Raw genomic sequence first — 16893 nt, forward strand, 5'->3', positions numbered from 1 at the left:
ATCCCGGGCCGGGTGGGGAGTTACTCGACGTTCGATCCGACCACGGCAGCCATCTGCATCATGTCGATCGTCTCGCCTTCCTTGAGATTCGTGAGATCGGTGACCTTGCCCGACTTGCTCGTCGACTTCGTGTTCTTGAACACGGGCAGGAGCTTCGCATCGGCGACGATGAACTTGCCGGCGTTCTCGGGTTTGCCGTTTGCGGTCTTCGTCTGGAGCTTGTTCTCCTTGATGTAGTCCCAGATCTTTTTGGTGATCTCGGTGCGCGGAAGTTCGGTGGCGCCGAGGAAGGCGGCCAATTCACTTTTGAGTTTAACGGAGCGGTTCAGTCCTTTTGCGTCTTCCATAGAATTTTTGGGTTTGGGTGAATGGACTACTCGATTCACTTTTGGCGGATGCGTCCAGACTTGAATCGCAGGGAGTCCGCGCGGATGCCTCGGAGTCGCGGCGCGAGGTTTCGGGCCGGAGCGAGCTTCGGAGGTCGGATCCGGTGGCCGAATTCAGGCCGACGACGCGGTGTGGCGCGCCTGGCGCTTCGGCAGCGGAGCGGATGTCTGCCGCGGGGCGGAGCGGTTGCGCTCGCCCTCCGCGCGCAGCCAGGCTGGGAGTTCGGTGCGGCCCGCCGCGGCGTAATCCTCGCGGAGAAGGGCGTCGGCGCGTTCGAGGGATTCGCCGCGAACTTCGTGGAGGTAGCGGCGGAGAAGCTCGGCCAGCGTGTGGAGCGGAATGGCGTGCGTGCGACGGAGCGTGGCGTGGATCCAGTCGCTGAAGGCGAGGAATTCGTGGAAGGGCGACGCCGCGGTTTCCCAGAGCGCGACGACGGTGCGGGGAAAATTGCCGCTGTTGCCCACGAGATCCCAGAAGCGGGCGAAGCGCCGCATGCGTTGCATGGTTTCGAAATCGACCAGCCGCGTGCGGAGGATCTCGTAGGGCGGATGGTCGGCGTAGACCATGCCCCATTCGGCGTCGTGACGGATGATCGGCGTTCCGCGCAGGCGCTTCAGCATGCCGACCTGGATTTCCTGTGGCCCGATGCGGACGAGCCGGTCGAAGCCCGCGCCGAAGCTCTCGAGCGTCTCCCCGGGCAGGCCAAAGATGAGATCGGCGTGCACGTGGACGCCGGTTTTCTCGCGGAGAAAGGTGAGGTTATCGGCGAGGCGTTCGTAGTTCTGCCGCCGGCTGATGAGCGCGGCGACCTCCGGATTGAACGTCTGGATGCCGACCTCGAACTGCAGCGCGCCGGGTGGGAATTGCACGATGAGATCGCGCAGCGCCTCGGGCAGGCGGTCTGGCACCATCTCGAAGTGGACGAACAACCCGGGCTCGAGCCGATCGAGGAAAAACTGGAGGATCGCGCCGCTGATCTTGAGGTTCAGGTTGAACGTGCGGTCGACGAATTTGAACTGCCGCACCCCGCGTTTCAGCATGCCGGCGAGGGATTCCAGGAAGGGCTCCAGCGCAAACTGGCGAACCGGCGCGTCGAGGGAGGAGAGGCAGAACTCGCAGGTGAACGGGCAGCCGCGCGAGGCCTCGACGTAGAGGATGCGGTGCGCGATGTCGTCTTCGGTGTATTCGTCGTAGGGCAGCGCGACGTCCTCGAGCGGCGGCAGGGGTGCGTGGATGAGCCTGCTCGCGGGGGGCGTGCCGGCCAGCCATTGCCGACAGAGATCGGCGAAGGCGAGATCGGCCTCGCCGGTGATCACGTAGTCGGCCAGCGCGACGATCGGCTGCCCCTCGGATTCGTGGCTGACCTCCGGACCGCCGAGCACGATGCAGACCTCCGGGGCGATCCGCTTGAGCAACGAGACGACCTCCAGCGATTCGCGGACGTTCCAGATGTAAATGCCGATCCCGATGATGCGCGGCCGGCGAGCGAGCAGCCGCTCCACGATCTCGATCGGGCGCTGCTGGATGTCGAACTCGACGATCTCGCACTGGTCCCGCAGCTCCCGAAGGTTCGCGCGCAGATATCGCAGGCCGAAAGCGGCGTGGATATAGCGGGCGTTCAGAGTGGTCAGCAGGATCATCGCGGCGACGGCGAAAGATTAGTCGGTAATCGACTTCTCGAACAGTTCGCCCTGCCGGGGCGGCGCGGGGGCGACGGGATCGGGCGGAAGGCGTTTCTCGATGGCGCCGGTCGGCGTGAAGACGCCGAGCAGGGCAAAGCGGTCGTGGCGGATGGCGGCAGTCATGGCTGGCGAGGCGGCGGCGGTGACCATCTTCGCGAGGCGGTAGTTCTTGCCGGGCTCGGGCGCGGTGATCACGAAGAACGCGCGGGCGTCGGGTGAGGCATCCGCCCAGAGGAGTTCGCCGCTGTCGTTCGTGCCGATCGCGGCGACGGGAACGGTGCAGGCAAGCTGGTTACCGGAGCCGGGGCGCAGCCACCAATCGAGGCGCTCCTCCTTGGCGGAGCCAGCCCACTTCTCCGTGATGACGGAGCCGTCGGGCAGGGTCAGCGGAAGATGCTGCCCCGCCCGCCAGAGTTCCCCAGCCGTCGTGCGAAATGCGTTTGGCATTTCGACACTGTGAAGAATCCGTCCGGCCTTACGCGAGGTCGAAACGGTCGAGGTTCATCACCTTCGTCCAGGCGGCGACGAAGTCCGTGAGGAACTTCGGCTCGCTGTCGGCGCAGGCGTAGACTTCCGCGAGGGCGCGGAGAATGGAGTTCGAGCCGAAGACAAGGTCGGCGCGGGTGCCGGTCCATCTCGGCGCGCCCGTCTTGCGGTCGAAGCCCGCGAAGGCGTTGCCGCAGGGCGAGACCGGCTTCCACTCGGTGTCCATGCTGAGCAGATTCACGAAGAAGTCGTTCGTGAGTGTGCCAGGGCGTGTGGTGAGCACGCCGTAGGTGCTGCTGTCCGCATTGATGCCGAGCACGCGCAGGCCGCCGACGAGGACGGTGAGCTCCGGCGCGGTAAGCGTGAGGAGCTGGGCCTTATCGATGAGCAGGGCCTCGGCGGGCACGGTGTATTTGCCCTTGAGGTAGTTGCGAAAACCGTCGGCGATGGGCTCGAGGACGGCGAAGGACTCGACGTCGGTCTGTTCCTGCGAGGCGTCCATGCGGCCGGGGGTGAAGGGGACTTCGACGCTGTGGCCGGCGGCCTTGGCGGCGAGCTCGATGCCGACGCCGCCTGCGAGGACGATGAGGTCGGCGAGCGAAACCTTCTTGCCGCCGACGGCGGAGGCGTTGAACTCGCCCTGGATGGCTTCGAGCTTTGCAAGGACGACGGCGAGGCCGGCGGGATTGTTCACCGCCCAGTCCTTCTGCGGGGCGAGACGGATGCGGGCGCCGTTTGCACCACCGCGCATGTCGCTGCCGCGAAAAGTCGAGGCCGAGGCCCACGCCGTGGAGACAAGCTGCACGATGGTGAGGCCGCTGCCGGCGATTTTCGCTTTCAGCGCGGCGATGTCGGCGGCATCGACGAGGGGGTGGTCGACGGCGGGAATCGGGTCCTGCCAGAGGAGTTCCTCGCTCGGAACTTCCGGCCCGAGGTAGCGCGCGCGGGGACCCATGTCGCGGTGCGTCAGTTTATACCAGGCGCGGGCGAAGGCGTCGGCGAACTGGTCGGGATTCTCGGAGAAGCGGCGCGAGATTTTCTCGTAGATCGGGTCGAAGCGCAGCGAGAGGTCCGTCGTGAGCATCGTGGGCACGCGCTTCTTCGAGGGATCGTGCGCGTCGGGGATGGTCGCCTCGGCGCCCCTGGCGACCCACTGGTGTGCGCCGGCCGGGCTCTTGCTGAGCTCCCATTCGTATTTGAAGAGGTTCTCGAAGAAGGAATTGCTCCACTGTGCGGGCGTCTGCGTCCAGGTGACCTCGAGGCCGCTGGTGATGGTGTCCGCGCCCTTGCCGGTGCCGAATTTGTTTGCCCACCCGAAGCCCTGGGCCTCGAGCGGGGCGGCCTCGGCGTCGGCGCCGACGTTGTCCGCGGGGCCGGCGCCGTGCGTCTTGCCGAAGGTGTGACCGCCGGCGATGAGGGCGACGGTTTCCTCGTCGTTCATGGCCATGCGCGCGAAGGTGTCGCGGATGTCGTAGGCTGCTTTCAACGGATCGGGGTTGCCGTCGGGACCCTCGGGATTCACGTAGATGAGGCCCATCTGCACGGCCGCGAGCGGATTTTCCAGCTTGCGCGTGTGATCGACCTCGCTGTCGTCCTCCCCAACGAGCACGCCCTCGCCTTCGACGCCGGGCGAGCCCTGAGCATAGCGCACGTCGCCGCCGAGCCACGTCGTCTCGCGGCCCCAGTAAACGTCCTGATCCGGCTCCCACGTGTCGGGCCGGCCGCCGGCAAAGCCAAACGTCTTGAAGCCCATCGTCTCGAGCGCGACGTTGCCGGTGAGGATCATGAGGTCGGCCCAGGAAATCTTGCGGCCATACTTCTGTTTGATCGGCCACAGGAGGCGGCGCGCCTTGTCGAGGCTGACGTTGTCGGGCCAGCTGTTGAGCGGGGCGAAGCGCTGTTGCCCGCGCCCGCCGCCGCCGCGCCCGTCGCCGGTGCGGTAGGTGCCCGCGCTGTGCCACGCCATGCGGATGAAGAGCGGCCCGTAGTGGCCGAAGTCGGCGGGCCACCAGTCCTGCGAATCGGTCATGAGCTTCGCGAGGTCGGCCTTGAGCGCGGCGTAGTCGAGCGTCCGGAACTCCGCGGCGTAGTCGAAGTCGCCGCCCATCGGATCGGACTTCGTGGAGTGCTGGTGCAGCAGCTCGACCTTGAGGCGGTTTGGCCACCAGTCCTGGTTTGTCGTGCCGCTACCGGTGGCGGAAGCAGCGGAGGTGGGCCCGGCGTTGTGAAAAGGGCATTTGGATTCTTCGGACATGGCGGTTTCCTCGGCTTTTTGGGTTTGGACGAAAGTTCGGGCGGAAGACGGGGCATCCTGCGCGCGGGGTCGAGAAGACCAGATTCCCGGAAATAGGTGAAATAGTTGTTTCCTTTACTCGCCATAGGCGAGGCCTATGGGAAAGCCGCAGACAATTCCTCGCCGTCTCATGATCGGGTCCGATGGCGGCGACTCAGCTCCGCGCGGATTTCTGCGCGAAGGCCCGCATGAGCACGGAGGCGAGCCCCTCCGTGCGCACCGGCTTGCTGAGGTAGTCGTCCATGCCGGCGGAGAGGCAATCCTCGCGGTCGCCCTCCACCGCATGGGCGGTGACGGCTGCCATCCACGGACGCTTGTCCGGCGGGTAGCGGAGGCAGATCTCCCGGGCAGCCTCGAGGCCATTCATCTCGGGCATCTGGACGTCCAGAAGGATGACGTCGAAGGGGCTGCGCTCCAGCGCCGCGAGCACCTCGAGGCCGTTGGCGACGAGTGACGGGCGGTAGCCGAGGCGCTGGAGCAGCAGGGCCAGCACGCGCTGGTTCACGGAGTTGTCCTCGGCGACGAGGACGCTGAGCGGGTAGGAGGCCGCCAGGCTGGGCTGGTCGGGAACCAGGGGCGGCGGCGTTTCCCCCGCGCGGGTGTGGATGAGAATGTTGCGCACGGCATTGAAGAGCGGCGTGGTTTTCACGGGTTTTGTGAGCACGCCGGCGATGCCGAGCTTTTTGATGTCCGCGGGAGGATCGCCCATCGAGGAGAGGATGAGAATGGGCAGATCATGTTCGCTGAAGCGCTCGCGAATCCGCTGGGCGAGGTCGTAGCCGTCGATCTCTGGCATTACGACGTCCAGGATCGCGAGGTCGAACTTTTCGCCGGCCTCGAGCAGCGCAAGGGCGGAACGGGCGCCGTCGGCGGAGACGGGCTGCATCGACCAGGATTGCGTCTGCATCTGGAGGATCGAGCGATTCGTCGCGTTGTCGTCGACGATGAGAACGCGCATGCCGGCGAGGCTGCGGGAATCCGACATGCCGATCGCCGCCGGAATGGGAGCTTCGACGGGCTGGATAGGCACCTCGAACTGGAAGGTGGAGCCCTGGCCGATCTCGGAATCGACCCAAATCTTGCCGTCCATCTTTTCGACAATGCGGCGGGAGATCGCGAGGCCGAGGCCGGTGCCGCCGTAACGCCGGGTGGTCGAGGCGTCCACCTGGCTGAAGGCGTGGAAAAGCCGGTCGCGTCGCTCTGCGGGAATGCCGACGCCGGAGTCACGCACTGCCGCATGCAGCCGCAATCCGTGCTCCCCGGGGCGGACGGAGAGCTTCGTAAACACCTCGCCCTCGGCAGTGAACTTGATCGCGTTCGTGAGGAGATTCACAAACACCTGCCGGAGCCGCGTGGGATCGCCGAGGATGCAGGGCGGCACCTCCGGATCGATCCAGTAAACGAGGTCGAGATGTTTCCGAGCCGCCGCGCCGGCGACAAGGTCGAGCGACGACTCGATGCAGTCGCGCAGCAGGACGGGGATCTGCTCCAGCTCGAGCCGGCCGGACTCGATCTTGGAGAAATCGAGGATGTCGTTGATGAGGGCGAGCAGGACGTCGCCGCTGGAGTGGATGGTCTCGACGAACTCGTGCTCGCGCGCGCCGAGCTTCGCGTCGAGGAGGAGCTCCGACATGCCGATCACGGCGTTGAGCGGCGTGCGGATCTCGTGGCTCATGTTTGCGAGAAATTCCGCCTTCGCGCGCGCGTGGGCCTCGGCGCGCTCCGTCGCGATCTCGAGCTGGCGGTTGCGTTTCTCGAGCAATTCCGCGACCTGGTGGCGCTCGTCGATGTCCTGAAACACGCCGCGCAGGGCGACCACGCGCCCGGCCTTGTCCCGCACGGGTTCGCCGCGCGAATGCACCCAGATGGCGCGCTGGCCGGCCGTGATCAGCCGGGCTTCGAAGTCGAACGGCTCGCCGGTTTCCCGGGCCTGCTCGATCCGGGAAACGACGAGCGCGCGATGGGCCGGGTCGAAAAATTCGATCGCTGCCTCGAGGGAGATCGAGGTGCCGACGGGCACTTCGTGAATCTCGCAGGTGATGTCGGACCATTGCGGACCGCTGCCATCGAGCGGGAGATGCCAGTGACCGAGGCGGGCGATCCGACCGGCGGTTTCGAGCAGCGCCTGCGCCGTTTCCTTCTCGTGCAGGGTTTTCTGGAGTTCGCGGGCGTGGCGGGCTTTATCCTGAAGAGCGCTGATCGTGAATGTAAGCAGCGCCGAGACCAGAATGCCGAGGAGAAGGGCGGCCAGCGGGAGCTGATTCTCCGCGACGGTGAGCGTGGTGGAGGTCGGGACGACGACGAAGCGCCAAAGATGCCCGTGAAAATCGACCAGCGATTGCGCCGGGGAGTCGGAATCCGGGACCGGCGGGCCGTAGATGCGCTCGTTACCCTCGAAGACCGAGATCACGTAGCTGGCGAGCGAGGGCTCGCTGAGAACGATCTCGAGCAGGTTGCGAAGGCGGATCGCGCAGACCAGAAAGCCGTCGAACTGGTCGCGGGGAAAAAGCGGATAGCAGGCGAGGAAGCCGCGGCCGCCCTGCTTCAGATCCAAGGTCGGCGAAAGCGCCATCGTGCGAGTCGCCCGCGCATGGCCGAGCCCGGTGGCGGCGTCCCACCGGGTGTCGCTGCGCAGATCCCAGCCGGGGCCGGGGACTTGATTCTCCGGCACGATCCACCGGAGATGCAGCGTGGCGTCCACATACTCCATCGCGGCAAAGATCTTCTCGTCGCGCACGTAGGACCCCGCATCGGCCCGCCATTCCTCGTAGGGCGTGCCACCGCGCAGGTCCCAGCGTTGCTTCATCCGATCGACCGCGCGCAACGGGCCGTCCAGGCGCACCTTTGCATCGTTTTGGAGAGCCCGGGCGACGAGGGCCGCCTTCTCGTGCATGGTGGCGTAGCGGTCTGCCACGAGGGCCTGCCAGAGGATAATGGTCGCCGTGAGCGTGCCGAGCGCGACCGGGACGGGCAGCCAGCGATCCTCGAGCACGGATGCGTCACTGCGCCAGAGCGTCGCCAGCAGGCCGATGCAGAGAAAGCCGATGCCGCCCGCCGTGTGCACAGCCATGCCAATGAATGGCCCCCACGCGTAGGTGCCGGCGAGGCCGGTGGCGTAGCCGCAGAGCGCCATCAGGGCCAGCGCCAGTCCCAGCGACCCGAATGTCCAGATCGCGATGCGGCGCAGTCCCTCCGGAGGGCCCGCAGCCAGCAGCGTGATCGCGGCGCCGCACAGCAGGAAACACACGGAGGTCGGTGGCGACGGCCGGTGGGCGCTTTGCCCGGGCATGGTCGGCAGCACCGTCAGCAATTGGTCGAAGCCGAGTTTCCACCCGGTCACGTATTCGACGACGAGGGTCCCGCCGATCATCATCACCAGACCGCCGGTGATTCCGATGACGACCCGGCTGGGGCGCAAGGCGTGGGCCGCGAGGCCCGCACCGGCGAGGACGAAGCACATCGCCGTAAGGAATTGCATGGCGGCGAATCCCGGGCTCACCTGCACGACCTGGGGATTTTTCGCCAGCCACCCGAGGATCACGCCCCCGCCGAGCACGACGGAGACGAGTCCGCATATGGCTGTGATGATCTCCGAACGACGGAGCCGACGGGTTGTCCCGGAATCGGGTCGCGCTCCTCCGCCGGAGACGGAAGAAATGACCATGTGCATGCGGGATGTTTTTCGTTCGGGCGGGGCTTCCTTTGTGCAGGAAAAAGAGGAGCGTGCCAAGAACCCACCGCCGCCGGGGCGAACTTCCGGCCGTTCCCACACCGTGTGGCGCGTTCCCGCTTTTCATTGGCGGCGGCGGAGCGTTGATTGGCTGGCGTGGAAGCGTTCGATGCGGGAGGAGTCACCGGAATCGTCTGGCGGCGGGTGCGGCCGGGTGAAGAGGAGCACGCGGAGGGAATCATGCGCGAATTCATGGCCCTCGCCCGGCAGACGGAGGGCTTCCTCGGCTCGGAGATTTTTCCGCCGATCCCCGGCCTGCAGGATGCCTACGTGGTGCTTTATCGCTTCCGCAGCGGCGCAAATCTGCGGACGTGGCTGAATCTCGAACGGCGCGAGCAACTCTTCGAGGAGATGGGCGGGCTGCTCTTGGAGCCGGCAAAAGAATTTTTTTTCGTGCACGGGCGGCAGCGGGCCGGCACGGCGTCGTCGGTTTTCGCGTATCGCATCCGGCCGGAGAAGGCCGCGCAGTTCCAGCGCTGGCGTTCGCGGATCATGGAGGAAGTGCGGACGTGGGAAGGCTTCATTGGCACGGAATCCTTCGACGCGCCGGGCGGGGCGGAGCCGGAATTCATCGTGGTGGTGCGGTTCGACAGCCGGCCGCATCTCGATGCATGGCTGCGCTCGCCGGAGCATCGCGCCTACATGAGGGAGGTCGGACGCTACGTGGAGCGCTTCAGCCTGCGGCGCGTGGGCAGCGGGTTCGAGGGCTGGTTCGACCATTCGCCGAATACCGCTCCGCCCGTCCGCTGGCGGCAGGCGCTGCTCATTCTGTCGGCGCTGTTTCCGGTCATCATGATCATGCGGCACCTGCTCGCGCCGCTCTTTGCGCGGATGCCGATGCCTTCGGCTTTTCTGATCCTTCTCGCGCTCGATCTCCTCGTGCTCACCTACGTGGTGATGCCGCATTACTCGCCGCGGATGGATTTCTGGCTGCGGCCGCGGGCGGATACGACGGCGCGCGAGCAGCTCGTCGGATGGATCGTGATCCTCGGCCTCCTCGCCGGGACGCTCGTCACTGCGCTCGCGGCCGAATCCTGAGCGGCCGCGAGTTCCGAAGAAAAGAGCCCCGCGGTCGGCGGATATGCCGGCGCGGGGCCCCAGGGAATGCGGCGGAACTATTCCGTGACGACGTCGATCTTGATCCGGACGGGATTCGCGATGGTGTCGAGCACCGGCGAGTTTCCAAGCAGTTCCTTGACCTGGGCCGCCGTGGCATCCCCCTTCACGCGGAACTTCACGCGGATTTCCTGGAAGCCCTTGCGGACGTTCGGGTCGATGCCAAGGAAGCCCTTGAGGTCGATATCGCCCTCGAGCTCCGAGTCAATGCTCTCGATCGAGAGGCCCAGATTCGCCGCGTAATAGGCGAGCGAGGTGGTCATGCAGCCCGAGAGGGCGGAGAGCAGGACCTCGACCGGGTTCAGGCCCGTATCCTTGCCCAGCAGCACCGGCGGTTCGTCCATCTGGACGTGCAGGAGATCCTTGTGGGTGTGCTCGACGTTCGTCCCGTGGAAGTCGCGGACGGTGGCAAGGTTGCGGGCGCCGTCTTCCCATTTGTTGGTGGCGCGGAACTCGAACTCGGCGAGGGTCGGGTCGCCCTTGACGGCGGCGATGGTCTCGCGAAGCGCGGTGACGTTGACTCCGTTGCGGATGATTTCCGCGGCAGGTGAGGTTGTGAGGGTTTGCATGGGATTTCTTTCGGTTGATGAGTCCGAAAGTCTGCCGCAGAGAGCGTTCTCGTGCTTTGCTGCGCGGGCCAATCGTTTGGCTGAAAAGTTCAGCCTGTGGCCGGGGCGTCCTGTCGATAGCCGATCGGCGGCTTTCCGAAGCGCTCCTTGAACACGCGGCTGAAGTGCGAGACGTCCTCGAAGCCGCTCTCGAACGCGATTTCCGTGACGCTGAGCGTCGTGCCGCCCAACCGCGCTGCGGCGTGGTCGAGCCGGCGCTGCACCAGCCATTTGCCGGGCGATGTGCCGAACAGCGTCTGGAACTCGCGCTTGAACGACGAGAGGCTGCGGTGGCAGAGCTTCGCGTATTCCTCGAGCGAGAGATTGAAGCGAAAGTTGGCCTCCATGATTTCCGCGACCGAGGGAGCGTCGCTCTCGGCCAACCGGCGGAAATACGCGGCCAGCCCGGGGTTGGCGTCGCTCGTCAGCACGCTGATGACGAGTTCCTTGAGCTTGAGGCGCACGAGCGGCTCGGGCGGCTTCACGGTGCCGGCAAGATAGGTGCGCATCGATTGGAACAGCGCGGCCAGCGCGACGTCGTTCTCCACGCGCAGGGCAGCCTCGATGGGCGCGGGATTTCCAGGTTGCGGGCCGGGTGTTCCGGTGACTTCCCGCACGGCGGCGCGCAACAGGCCATCGGGAATGAAGAGCATGAGAAGGCAGACCTCGGATTCGAAATGCTGCTCCCAAATGCTCGCGCCCTTCTTGAAAAACAGTGTGTCGCCGGGCCCGGCCCGCCAGACGTGATGCGCGGTGTGCCAGGTCTTTCGGCCGGTGACGACGTGCACGAGGTAGTCGGTCTCCGTCCATGCCGGGATCAGCTTCTCCGGGGCGCCGCAGGTGTATTCGGCAAACAAAATGTCCCCGATCTCGAGCCGGCCGTAGCTCGGATTTGTGCGAACGGATTGGAAGAGATTCAACATCGCGCGAGGACGTCGTGGGGAATCAGGTAAACCCAGCGGGTCGGTCAGAGGAATCTCCGATTTTGCGGATCGCGGAGGAATCGAAATTGCTTCCATCCGATGCCTCTCAACTTTCCTTCGTGAAACCCCTGTCCATCTTCCTTGCGCTTTCGGCGCTCTCCCTTCATGCCGCTGAACCCGAGCTGCACGTGTATTTCGGCAACCTGCACTCGCACACGGGATACAGTGACGGCGTCGGCACTCCCGAGGAGGCGTTTCTCTTTGCGAGAGACGTGGCGAAACTCGATTTCCTCGCGGTGACCGAGCATAACCACCTCCTCGGCGGCGACAAGGCCACGCCGGCGCAACGCATCGCGCTCTATGTGGGCCCGGCCGCGAGCGCGCTCGTGCCGACCGCGCGGCGGCTCACCGAGGATGGCCGCTTCGTGGCAATCTCCGGGCAGGAATTTTCCACGATGTCGAAGGGCAACCACGTGAACGTCTTCGACGTGCCGGCGGTGATCGACGTGCCATCCGGAGATTTCGCCGGGCTGCTGAAGTGGATGGCGGTGCACCCGGATTCGACGGGGCACCTGGCGGTGCTCCAGCTCAACCATCCCGCGCTCGGCCGGCCGGGCAAGGACGCCCTCGGCCCCAGGGAATTCGGGCGCGACGATTTCGGGGGAGATGCGGGCTGGGAGGATGCGATGGGCCGCGCGGCTTCACTCGTCGAGATTCTCAATGGCGAACCGCCGGAGAAAATGCCCAGCACGCGAGCCCCGCAGATCATGGAGCACTTCTACCTGCTCTTCCTCCAACTGGGCTTTCACGTCGCTCCCACGGGCGATCAGGACAACCATCACGGAAAGTGGGGCAGTGCGACGGAGGCGCGCACCGGCATCATTGCTCCCGCCCTGACGAAGAACGCGTTGCTCGAGGCGCTGCGCGCTCGCCACGTCTACGCAACCGAGGATCGCAACCTGCGAGTGATTGCCCGGGTGAGTGGGAAGTTGTGCGGCGACGTCTTGACCGCGACCGAACCGGAAACAAAGATCGAGCTGCAGATCGAGGACGCCGACGAGCCGGACGCCAGTTATCAGGTCGAAGTGTTCCAGGGCGAAATCGGCGGGCCGCTCGCGGCGGTCGTTCGCACGGCGTCGTTTCACGGGAATTGCACCGAAGAAATCAGCGACGTGCGGCTCGACCACGACGGCCAGTTTCTCTTTCTGCGGATCACGCAAAGCGGGGCCGAGCCCGATCGCGTGTGGACGGCGCCCGTCTGGCTGCAGCTGCCGAAGACGTGAGGCTCGCGAAGGCCGGGAGGTCCGTTAGTTTTCCAGACGCGAGTCGGCTCCGGAATCCACGGATTCGAGCTCGAGGAGCGCGGCCTTGATGGCGAGGCCGCCGGCGAACCCCGTGAGCCCGCCGTTTGTGCCGATGACGCGGTGGCAGGGGACGATGATCGAGATCGGATTTCTTCCGTTCGCGGCGCCGACGGCGCGCACGGCCCTGGGGCGGCCGATCTGCCGCGCGATCTCGGCGTAGCTGCGCGTTTCGCCGAAGGGAATCGCCGCCAGGGCGGCCCAGACGTCCTTCTGGAAGTCGGTGCCAGCCGGATCGAGCGGGATGGAAAATGTCTGGCGCTCCCCGGCGAAGTATTCGCTCAGTTGTTTTGCGGTCTCCACGAGGATGGGCTGGTTCGCGGTCTCCACAAGCGGTTCGAGGCGCACGCGCAGCGGATCATCGTTCTCCCACAGGATTGCGGCGAGTCCGCGGCCCGTGGCCACCAGCTTGAGGCAGCCGACGGGAGTTTGCGTGATTTGGAAGAAATGCGGCATCGGACTCGCGGCATCATCGCGCAATTTGCGGCGACTGCCGGCCATTTTCGGACGCGGAAATGAAAAAAAATTCCCGTGTCCGAAAATGGCCGGTCAGGAATGCACGATTGGTCCATGGTGACGGAGGATGATGGACGACGATGCCGCCTACATTGCGCTCAAGGCGCACGATCCGCGTTTCGACGGGGTGTTTTTTGTCGGAGTGACGTCCACGGGCATCTATTGCCGCCCGATCTGTCCGGCGAAGACACCGCAGCGCCGGAATTGTCGCTTCTTCGCGAGCGCGGAAACCGCGGAGAAGGCCGGCTTCCGCCCGTGCCTGCGCTGTCGGCCGGAACTGGCTCCGGGCCTCGCCCCCGTCGACAATGCGCGCCGCATCGCCCATCTGCTGACGCGGCGGATCGAGGAGGGACTCGCCGAGGACGACGGAATCGGGCTGGAAGATGTCGCGGCGCAGCTGGGTGTGAGTTCCCGGCAGTTGCGACGGATCGTGCAGCGCGAGCTGGGCGTGTCGCCGGTGGAGCTGATGCAGACGCGACGGCTATTGCTCGCGAAGCAGCTTCTCACCGAGACCGGGCTTCCCGTCACGGAGATCGCCTTTGCGAGCGGGTTCGCCAGTCTGCGGCGGTTCAATGCCGCCTTCCTCGCGCGGTATCGCATGCCGCCGGTCCGTCTGCGTCGCGAGAGCCGCGATCCCGGCGCATCGGTGATTCCGGGCGGCGCCACGGCGCTGCACCTCGCCTATCGTCCGCCCTACGACTGGGACGCGATGCGGGAATTTCTGGCCGCGCGCGTGATTCGCGACGTGGAAGCCGTCACCGAGGCAGGCTATGCGCGCACCGTGCGAATCGGGTCGCACACGGGATGGATCCGCGTCACTCACGCCGCGAAAAGGTCCGCGCTGCGGGTGGAGTTCACGCCGTCGCTGGCCCCGGTTCTTCCGGCATTGCTTGGTCGCCTGCGCAACCTCTTCGACCTCGCCGCGAGGCCGGACCTCATCGCGGCGCTTCTCGGGAAGGATGCCCTCCTGCGCGAGAGCGTGCGGCGGAATCCGGGCCTGCGCGTGCCGGGCGCCTTCGACGGATTCGAGATGGCGGTGCGGGCGATCCTCGGCCAGCAGATCTCGGTGAAGGCCGCGACGACGATTGCCGGTCGCTTCGCCGGGGCGTTCGGAGAGCCGATCGCGACGCCCTTTCCGGAGCTCTCGCGGCTCACCCCGCGGGCGGCGCGGCTGGCCGGGGCAAGCGTCGATGATGTCGCGAAATGCGGCGTGGTGAGCGCCCGCGCGCGGTGCATTCTGGAGCTCGCGCGGGCGTTCGAGTCCGGCGCGGTGAATCTCGATGCCGGCGTCGATCCGGAGGCGGCGGCGACTGCGCTGGAAGCGGTGCCGGGCATTGGCCCGTGGACGGCGCATTATCTCACGATGAGGGCCTCGCGCTGGCCCGACGCGTTTCCGAAGGAGGACGTCGCGGTGCGGAAAGCCCTCGGCGGCGTGACGGCGAGGCGGGCGGAGGAATTGTCGCGGCCATGGCGGCCGTGGCGGAGCTATGCGGTGATGCATTTGTGGCGGATGGCGGCAAACGCGTGAACGCGGGCGGCGCTTTGCCAGTGACTTCGGCGAGATGGGCGGCTAGTTCGTGGGCGTGGACTTCACGCTTTTCGTCACCACCTTTGCGACGCTCTTCGCGATCTGCAATCCGCTCGGAAACGCGGCCATCTTCCTGTCGATCACGACGGGCGAGAAGTCCGAGGAACGGCAGAAGCAGGCCTTCATGGGATCCGTCTACATGCTGGCGATCCTGCTCGCGTTTTTCTTCTTCGGAACGGCGATCATGAATTTCTTTGGGCTCAGTCTGCCCGGTATCCGCATCGCGGGCGGGCTCGTGATCATGAAGATCGGCTTCAATCTGCTGACGCCGCAACCGGACCACAATCACAGCGAGGAGGAGCACAAAGAGGCCGTCAAAAAGCCGGACATCTCGTTTTCTCCGCTGGCGATGCCGCTGCTGTCGGGCCCGGGATCGATCGCCGCGGTGATCGGCCTCACGGCGTTGCATCGAACCTTCACGCCGTGGGACTACGGGCAAATGCTCGGCGCGATCGTTGCCGTCGTCGTCCTGTGCTGGGTGATCCTCGCAAACTCCGAGCGGCTCCTCGCGGTGCTCGGCGTGAATGGAGCGAATGCGCTGACGAAGATCATGGGCTTCATCCTGCTTTGCATCGGCGTGCAGTTGAATATCGCCGGCATCACGGAACTCGTGCAGGGCTTCCAGCACCCGGCGGCGTAGAGATTTTTGAAAATCGCCGAATCCAGCCGTCCGGCCAATCCGCGTCGCGCGATTCCCGACGTATGAAAAAACTATTCCTTCTCGCGCTGGGTATCGTTGCAACGGCTGCCGTCGTCACGGGTTGCGCTTCGCATGAAACGTCGGCCTCGATGTCGACGGGCGTTTCGACCCAGACCTACAGCAAGTAGGCAGTCCTCCTCTACGCGAAGGCGTCCGAAAATCAGGCGACCGGCTCGGGGCCGGCCGGCATGGGTTTCTTGCGGCGCGCTTCGGTAAGGAAGAATGCGGCGGCGACCCCGATGGCGGAGATGAGCGGCAGGAGCAGAATCGCCTTCCGATACGACGCCTCGGGATAGCCGGCCGCGGGATGTCCGACTCCGGGGGTGACGAGGTCGAGAATGTAGCCAAATGCCCACTCGCCCATGCCTCCGAGGAGCATGATCATCATGTTCGTCGCGGCAATGGCTGTGCCGGCTACGGCAGGCGGATTGTGCTCGATCGCCGTGACGAAGCAGACGACCTGCGAGGTGGAGGCGAGGCCGAGCAGAAGCATCAGCGCGTAGGCGGCGGTCACGGAAATGTGCGGGGTGAGCACGACGGCCAGCGTCACCAGCAGCGTGGCCACGCCCGCGCCGAGCAGGAGATTGCGCCGCTGGCCCGAGCGGTCGGAATACCAGCCGGCGATGGGGCCGCCGATCAGCCAGCCCACGTAGAGCATCGAGACCGCGCCGGCACCGGCGACCTTGTCCCCGCCGGTGATGGACATGAGGTATTCCACCCCCCAGAGCGCGCCGAGGATGGAGAGCGGCATGTAGAGCGCGGTGCCCGCGATGCCGGCGAGCCAGCTTTGCGGATTCCCTGCGACGGCCTTCAAAGAGGCGAACAGACCCGGGCCGCGGGGGAGTTCGGCTTTCTCGGCGCGAGCCTGGCGGTGGCGGGATTCGCGCGGAACCACGAAGAAAATGATCGCGGTGACGCCGAGGCCGACAAAGCCGGCGACCAACAGGGCGCGGTGCCAGCCGAGCGTTTCGACGACGCGCGCGATGCCGGAATTGCCCATGATCGCGCCGGCCATGCCGAGCGAGGTCGTGAGGCCCGAGAGACGCGCGAGCATCGAGCGCGGGAACCATTCCGCCGCAAGATACATCGTGCCGACGAAGGCAAAGGCTGACCCGAGGCCCTGGCAGAACCGCGCGGCGCCCAGCCAGAATGGCGAGTGACCGAGGATCTCCAGAAAGCAGCCGCCGGTGCAGACGAGAGCGGCGGGCACGAGGACGTTCCGCGCGCCGAAGCGGTCGAGCAGGCTGCCCGCGAGGAGCTGGCACGGGGCGTAGATCGTGTAGTAGACGCCGATCATGGCGCCGAGACCCGCGGCCGAAAGGCTGAAGGCCCTCTGCAGCTCGGGCTCCATCGTCGAGGGAGCGACGCGCACAAAAAATTCGTAGAGGTAGAAGAGCGCGGCCGCGATCCAGATGAACCAGCCGCGGAGGGTGACTTCGGTGACGACTTTTTCGCCCGGCCGAGCCGGACCGTCTGCGATGATCATGGATGGTTTTCGAGAGG

Annotated in this window: 14 protein-coding genes; 5 read left to right on the forward strand and 9 right to left on the reverse strand. The window is 65.8% G+C overall.

The window, feature by feature from the left end; all coding sequences use genetic code 11:
- Positions 1–20 precede the first annotated feature (20 nt).
- The 5 genes from VIM61_07770 to VIM61_07790 all read right to left on the reverse strand — a co-directional run bounded on the left by VIM61_07770 (position 21) and on the right by VIM61_07790 (position 8512).
- Positions 21–347: an SWIB/MDM2 domain-containing protein gene (locus VIM61_07770; protein HEY8900294.1), complete on the reverse strand. Its 327-nt coding sequence runs from the start codon at positions 345–347 to the stop codon at positions 21–23.
- 153 nt (positions 348–500) lie between these two features.
- The gene (locus tag VIM61_07775) at positions 501–2027 is read right to left on the reverse strand and encodes a DUF4080 domain-containing protein (protein HEY8900295.1); all 1527 of its coding nucleotides are present in this window, start codon (positions 2025–2027) and stop codon (positions 501–503) included.
- Between the two features lie 18 nt (positions 2028–2045).
- Complete coding sequence (locus VIM61_07780; protein ID HEY8900296.1) at positions 2046–2516, reverse strand: hypothetical protein; 471 nt, start codon at positions 2514–2516, stop codon at positions 2046–2048.
- 28 nt (positions 2517–2544) lie between these two features.
- Positions 2545–4809 (reverse strand): catalase/peroxidase HPI, encoded by a 2265-nt coding sequence (katG, locus tag VIM61_07785; GenBank protein ID HEY8900297.1) that lies wholly within the window; start codon positions 4807–4809, stop codon positions 2545–2547.
- A gap of 193 nt (positions 4810–5002) precedes the next feature.
- Complete coding sequence (locus tag VIM61_07790; GenBank protein ID HEY8900298.1) at positions 5003–8512, reverse strand: response regulator; 3510 nt, start codon at positions 8510–8512, stop codon at positions 5003–5005.
- A 162-nt stretch (positions 8513–8674) separates the two neighbouring features.
- On the opposite strand from VIM61_07790, the gene VIM61_07795 reads away from it, so the two are divergent.
- Complete coding sequence (locus VIM61_07795) at positions 8675–9616, forward strand: antibiotic biosynthesis monooxygenase (GenBank protein HEY8900299.1); 942 nt, start codon at positions 8675–8677, stop codon at positions 9614–9616.
- 77 nt (positions 9617–9693) lie between these two features.
- On the opposite strand, the gene VIM61_07800 is transcribed toward VIM61_07795, so the two are convergent.
- Together VIM61_07800 and VIM61_07805 are read right to left on the reverse strand one after the other, a co-directional pair.
- A complete protein-coding gene (locus VIM61_07800) occupies positions 9694–10263 on the reverse strand; it encodes an OsmC family protein (protein ID HEY8900300.1) in 570 nt (189 codons plus the stop codon).
- A gap of 89 nt (positions 10264–10352) precedes the next feature.
- Positions 10353–11225, reverse strand: a complete 873-nt coding sequence (locus tag VIM61_07805) for an AraC family transcriptional regulator (protein ID HEY8900301.1) — start codon at positions 11223–11225, stop codon at positions 10353–10355.
- 119 nt (positions 11226–11344) lie between these two features.
- On the opposite strand from VIM61_07805, the gene VIM61_07810 reads away from it, so the two are divergent.
- A complete protein-coding gene (locus VIM61_07810; GenBank protein ID HEY8900302.1) occupies positions 11345–12508 on the forward strand; it encodes a CehA/McbA family metallohydrolase in 1164 nt (387 codons plus the stop codon).
- A gap of 24 nt (positions 12509–12532) precedes the next feature.
- Here the strand turns inward: VIM61_07810 and VIM61_07815 are convergent, their stop codons facing one another.
- Positions 12533–13087 (reverse strand): methylated-DNA--[protein]-cysteine S-methyltransferase, encoded by a 555-nt coding sequence (locus tag VIM61_07815; protein ID HEY8900303.1) that lies wholly within the window; start codon positions 13085–13087, stop codon positions 12533–12535.
- Between the two features lie 82 nt (positions 13088–13169).
- On the opposite strand from VIM61_07815, the gene VIM61_07820 reads away from it, so the two are divergent.
- The 3 genes from VIM61_07820 to VIM61_07830 all read left to right on the forward strand — a co-directional run bounded on the left by VIM61_07820 (position 13170) and on the right by VIM61_07830 (position 15518).
- The gene (locus tag VIM61_07820) at positions 13170–14630 is read left to right on the forward strand and encodes an AlkA N-terminal domain-containing protein (protein HEY8900304.1); all 1461 of its coding nucleotides are present in this window, start codon (positions 13170–13172) and stop codon (positions 14628–14630) included.
- 55 nt (positions 14631–14685) lie between these two features.
- Entirely contained in the window at positions 14686–15330 is a 645-nt protein-coding gene (locus VIM61_07825) for a MarC family NAAT transporter (GenBank protein HEY8900305.1), read from the forward strand.
- A gap of 62 nt (positions 15331–15392) precedes the next feature.
- Entirely contained in the window at positions 15393–15518 is a 126-nt protein-coding gene (locus tag VIM61_07830; protein HEY8900306.1) for a hypothetical protein, read from the forward strand.
- 32 nt (positions 15519–15550) lie between these two features.
- Here the strand turns inward: VIM61_07830 and VIM61_07835 are convergent, their stop codons facing one another.
- The gene (locus VIM61_07835; GenBank protein HEY8900307.1) at positions 15551–16876 is read right to left on the reverse strand and encodes an MFS transporter; all 1326 of its coding nucleotides are present in this window, start codon (positions 16874–16876) and stop codon (positions 15551–15553) included.
- Positions 16877–16893 lie beyond the last annotated feature (17 nt).

It is taken from the genome of Chthoniobacterales bacterium (assembly GCA_036569045.1).
Taxonomy (GTDB): domain Bacteria; phylum Verrucomicrobiota; class Verrucomicrobiia; order Chthoniobacterales; family JAATET01; genus JAATET01.

Coding starts and splice junctions, on each gene's coding strand:
- VIM61_07770 (HEY8900294.1), bottom strand. CDS start 347: ATGGAAGACGCAAAAGGACTGAACCGCTCCGTTAAACTCAAAAGTGAA.
- VIM61_07775 (HEY8900295.1), bottom strand. CDS start 2,027: ATGATCCTGCTGACCACTCTGAACGCCCGCTATATCCACGCCGCTTTC.
- VIM61_07780 (HEY8900296.1), bottom strand. CDS start 2,516: ATGCCAAACGCATTTCGCACGACGGCTGGGGAACTCTGGCGGGCGGGG.
- katG (HEY8900297.1), bottom strand. CDS start 4,809: ATGTCCGAAGAATCCAAATGCCCTTTTCACAACGCCGGGCCCACCTCC.
- VIM61_07790 (HEY8900298.1), bottom strand. CDS start 8,512: ATGGTCATTTCTTCCGTCTCCGGCGGAGGAGCGCGACCCGATTCCGGG.
- VIM61_07800 (HEY8900300.1), bottom strand. CDS start 10,263: ATGCAAACCCTCACAACCTCACCTGCCGCGGAAATCATCCGCAACGGA.
- VIM61_07805 (HEY8900301.1), bottom strand. CDS start 11,225: ATGTTGAATCTCTTCCAATCCGTTCGCACAAATCCGAGCTACGGCCGG.
- VIM61_07815 (HEY8900303.1), bottom strand. CDS start 13,087: ATGGCCGGCAGTCGCCGCAAATTGCGCGATGATGCCGCGAGTCCGATG.
- VIM61_07820 (HEY8900304.1), top strand. CDS start 13,170: ATGATGGACGACGATGCCGCCTACATTGCGCTCAAGGCGCACGATCCG.
- VIM61_07830 (HEY8900306.1), top strand. CDS start 15,393: ATGAAAAAACTATTCCTTCTCGCGCTGGGTATCGTTGCAACGGCTGCC.
- VIM61_07835 (HEY8900307.1), bottom strand. CDS start 16,876: ATGATCATCGCAGACGGTCCGGCTCGGCCGGGCGAAAAAGTCGTCACC.